Origin of the sequence: Vibrio sp. ZOR0018 (genome assembly GCF_963865925.1) — a bacterium.
GTDB lineage: Bacteria > Pseudomonadota > Gammaproteobacteria > Enterobacterales > Vibrionaceae > Vibrio > Vibrio anguillarum.
In genome coordinates, this window is record NZ_CAWMCN010000109.1 from 1 (window position 1) to 3,917 (window position 3,917).

A 3,917-nucleotide genomic window follows, 5' to 3' on the forward strand; every position below is an offset into this window, starting at 1 on the left:
CTTCTAGCATGGGCACTCCTTCGGGCAATAGCCCCAAGGTTCAATCACCACCGCCCAAGGCGGTGGTTTAGGGATGACAATCAAAGAGGTATTACGCCTTAAGTACGACTGCGGCACCAAACCTTCCATACCTTCAAAGAACTGAATCTCGCTATCCGAGAGCTGATGGATGAGTTAAACTAACGTGAGATGAAACAGTATGGCGCGAGTCGCAAAGCCTTGTTCGAGAAACTCGATAAACCTGCATTAAAACCGCTGCTTAAGCAGCGATACCTCTATACCGAAACTAGACGAGCCAAGGTTGGGCCTGACTATCACATCGATTATCGCCGTTACTACTACTCGGTTCCCCATCAACTGGTTTGCCACTATGTTAAGCTGGAAGCTTCCAACCGTCTGGTGCAGCTCTACCACCAAGGTAACTTGGTCGTCCAACATCCACGCAGCCAAAGAGAGCGTGGAAATAGCACCAACGCAGAGCACATGCCGAGTCATTAACAACATCAAAAATGGTCGCCTGGACGCTTGCTCAACTGGGGAGCCAATATCGGCCCAGCTACACGAGAAGTCGTTAATAAGATGCTTCACTCCAAGCATCATCCAGAGCAGGCTTATCGTTCCTGTTTTGGGCTGCTCAATCTGAGTAAAACGCATGGCGAGTCGCGCTTAGAGCAGGCCTGTAAAGATGCGCTGATGCTGACGAAACCGAACTACACCTTCGTCAACAATCCACTCAAGAACAATCGAGAAGGACAACTGAGTAAAGATAAAGCGAATACGCCGAACCTTGTTCACAGCAATGTTCGTGGCCTGAACTGTTATCGCTAGGATAAAGGATATGAAAGCACTGAACGACCAACTCAAAGCCCTCCGCTTGAGCCATGCAGCGAAAGCGTTAGAGCAGTAACAAGAGCCACTGACCACCTACGCAGAGCTGGGCTTCGAGGAGAGGTTAAACCTGCTTCTGGAAAGTGAAATCTTGAATCGCAATCAGACCAAAATCCAACGCTTAAAGCGACAAGCCAAACTGAGGGTGGATGCTCAACCGAGCCAACTTATCTACAAGGAAGGGCAACCAGATGAGCGAACTGCTGACGGACAGTTATCTGCACAGGGACCAGAATATCTTGATCACAGGCTCAACAGGCGCAGGTAAAACGTATCTTGGCTGCGCACTGGCAACCAACAACAAACGGTCAGATACTACCGATTAACTCGCTTGCTTGATGATCTGCCCACAGGCCGTCTGGATGGTAGCTATCAAAAACAACTTCAATCGTTGGCTAAGAAAGCTCTACTGATCCTCGACGACTGGGGATGGAAAAACTGACTCAAGAGCATGCGGGCCACTTATTAGAAGTACTTGAAGACCGCTACCAAAGCAGCAGCACAATCGTCATCAGCCAGTTACCTGTAAAGGAGTGGTGCAACATGATCGGCAACGCCACAGTCGCAGACGCACTCATGGATCGGCTGGTACACAATAGTCATCGGATAGAACTGGGCAGTGAGTCAATGAGAAAACTGGCGCAATCCGATCACTTAGAGTAAAAATAGGAAGAGAGAAAAACGGCAGGATCAAGTGATCGCAATCACCAAAATACGCAGTCAGTTTGCTATTACGGCTCCAAATGAAGTCTGGGCTGGCGATGTTATGTATATTTGTACAGATAATCGGTGGATGTATTTAGCGGTCGTGATCGATCTTTTTGCCCGCAAAGTGATTGGTTGGTTGATGTCTTTATCACCGGATTCTAGGCTAACAGGCAAAGCTCTTTCGATGGTCTATGAGTCTCGTGGTAAGCCTAAAGGTGTTATGTTCCATAGCGATCAAGGCAGTCATTATACTAGCCGTAAATATCGTCAATTTCTGTGGCGTTTTCAAATAAAACAGAGTTTATCTCGCCGAGGAAACTGTTGGGATAATGCGCCGATGGAGCGCTTCTTTAGAAGTCTGAAGACGGAATGGGTGCCAACTGTGGGTTATCGTAGCTTCGCTGAGGCTCAACAAGAGATCACCCGCTACATTATCGGATATTACGGCCAACTCAGGCCACATCAGTATAATGGTGGTCTAACTCCCAATGAATCAGAACGATTATATTGGGAAAACTCTAAAACCGTGGCCAATTTTAGTTGACCACTACCACTCCACTTGTGCATACAGCGGCATTAGTTAATAACTAAGCACTTGGATACCATCTAGTATTAGAGAAAATAAAATCAAGGAATAATTTACAGCTCAATGTTAAACATTAACTGGTCAAACATCCTCACTAATTTTAGAGCTTGGAGATAGCTAATCATCCAAAGCGTCAAGATTCTCCTGACATGATTCATGGGTAGTACTCCTCTCATTCCCGTTTATCTACTACGCTAACACGCTAACTAAAAAGACGATCATCACCTATTTAAAAATCTGAAAAGTGAGGTAAATGACAATATGAACCAACGAGTTCTATGACACACGATCATTTTTAGCCTATAATTCATCGTCAGATGATTGAGGCAACATATTCTTATTAATCACTCCATATGCAGCTAAACAAGCGCTGAATACGAGAATTTTTTGTCGATTTACAGAACATTACTTATAACATTTTTGGTAGGTTAGCTTGTGATAGTACCTTTTATCGACTTAGGATTTTTATTCTTTTTTTCGTTGATATCGCTTTTTGTTTTAAGAAAAGTGGCAAAAAAAATTGGCCTCGTCGATAAACCTAACGAAAGAAAACTTCACCAAGGCACTGTGCCACTTGTCGGGGGGATCGCGATTTGTTTCTGCCTCGTTTACTTTCTTTTTAACAACCCAACCTTAATACCCCATAGCCAACTTTATGCCGCTAGTATCATTCTACTGGTGATTGTAGGAGCATTGGACGATAAATATGACCTGAACTTTAAGATCAGAATTATTATTCAAGCGGGGCTTTCCATTGCAATGATGATGATAGGCGGAATTGAACTACACACGATTGGTAATGTGTTCGGCTTTGGCGAGGTACGACTGGGCTTGACTGGATATGTTATCACAATTTTAGCGGTGGTTGGAGCGATCAATGCCTTTAACATGGTAGATGGCATTGATGGCTTACTCGGTGCACTATCGGTTGTAACCTTTGGTGGACTAGGCTTGATGTTAACCTATGATGGACAACATCAATTAGCCTATCTTTGTCTCGTAATGATTGTCATCATATTGCCTTATATTTTGCTGAATATCGGCGTATTGGGCCGCAAAAAGAAGGTGTTTATGGGGGATGCGGGTAGTATGCTCATTGGCTTTACCATAATTTGGTTTTTGCTCTTATCGAGCCAAAATGGCAAAACACCACCGCTACGACCCGTCACCGCGCTTTGGTTAATCGCCGTACCCTTGATGGATATGGCTACAATTATGCTGCGCCGAATTCGCCGTGGTGATTCACCGTTTAAACCCGATAGAGAACACCTCCATCATATTTTTCAAAGATTTGGGTTGAATTCGTTGCAAACCGTGTTGGCGATTTCTCTAATTGCAACTTGTTTTGCTGCTTGCGGCATATTTGGAGAAATCTATAACATCAGCGAAGCGTTTATGTTTTATAGCTTTATCGCTGGTTTCATTATCTATGCGTCACTGCTTAGCTATGGATGGCATATTGCCAACTTTGTGCTACGTAAAAATAATGAACATCCCCGTAAATAAAGGCTTTTACCACGGAAACCGCATGAACATCACTGTCACGTAAGGCTTTCGAGAACTTTACTTAGATAGTTTTCGTTCATTGCACAGTTCATACGCTTGCGTTTAATACCACCTTTAGTGCTGTCTTTTATACAGAAGTTCCTCACATAATGTGAGGGATTTTTTTTGAACTAAATTCTTGCTTCACGATCAAATCTTTAACGGACTTAGTTGAGGACTCCTGAGATGA

1 protein-coding gene and 3 pseudogenes are annotated in these 3,917 nt (G+C 44.0%); all 4 read left to right on the top strand.

All coding sequences use genetic code 11. The annotated features are described in order from the left end of the window. Positions 1 to 102 precede the first annotated feature (102 nt). Positions 103 to 828 (top strand): annotated as a pseudogene (locus AACR75_RS09275) (Mu transposase domain-containing protein); the annotation flags it as partial. Between the two features lie 10 nt (positions 829 to 838). Next, a pseudogene (istB, locus tag AACR75_RS09280) lies at positions 839 to 1,551 on the top strand (IS21-like element helper ATPase IstB). Between the two features lie 55 nt (positions 1,552 to 1,606). Further along, positions 1,607 to 2,140, top strand: a pseudogene (locus AACR75_RS09285) (IS3 family transposase); the annotation flags it as partial. A gap of 477 nt (positions 2,141 to 2,617) precedes the next feature. After that, on the top strand, positions 2,618 to 3,688 hold the full coding sequence (gene wecA, locus AACR75_RS09290; RefSeq protein WP_047689742.1) for a UDP-N-acetylglucosamine--undecaprenyl-phosphate N-acetylglucosaminephosphotransferase: 1,071 nt from the start codon (positions 2,618 to 2,620) through the stop codon (positions 3,686 to 3,688). The last annotated feature ends 229 nt before the right edge of the window (positions 3,689 to 3,917 follow it).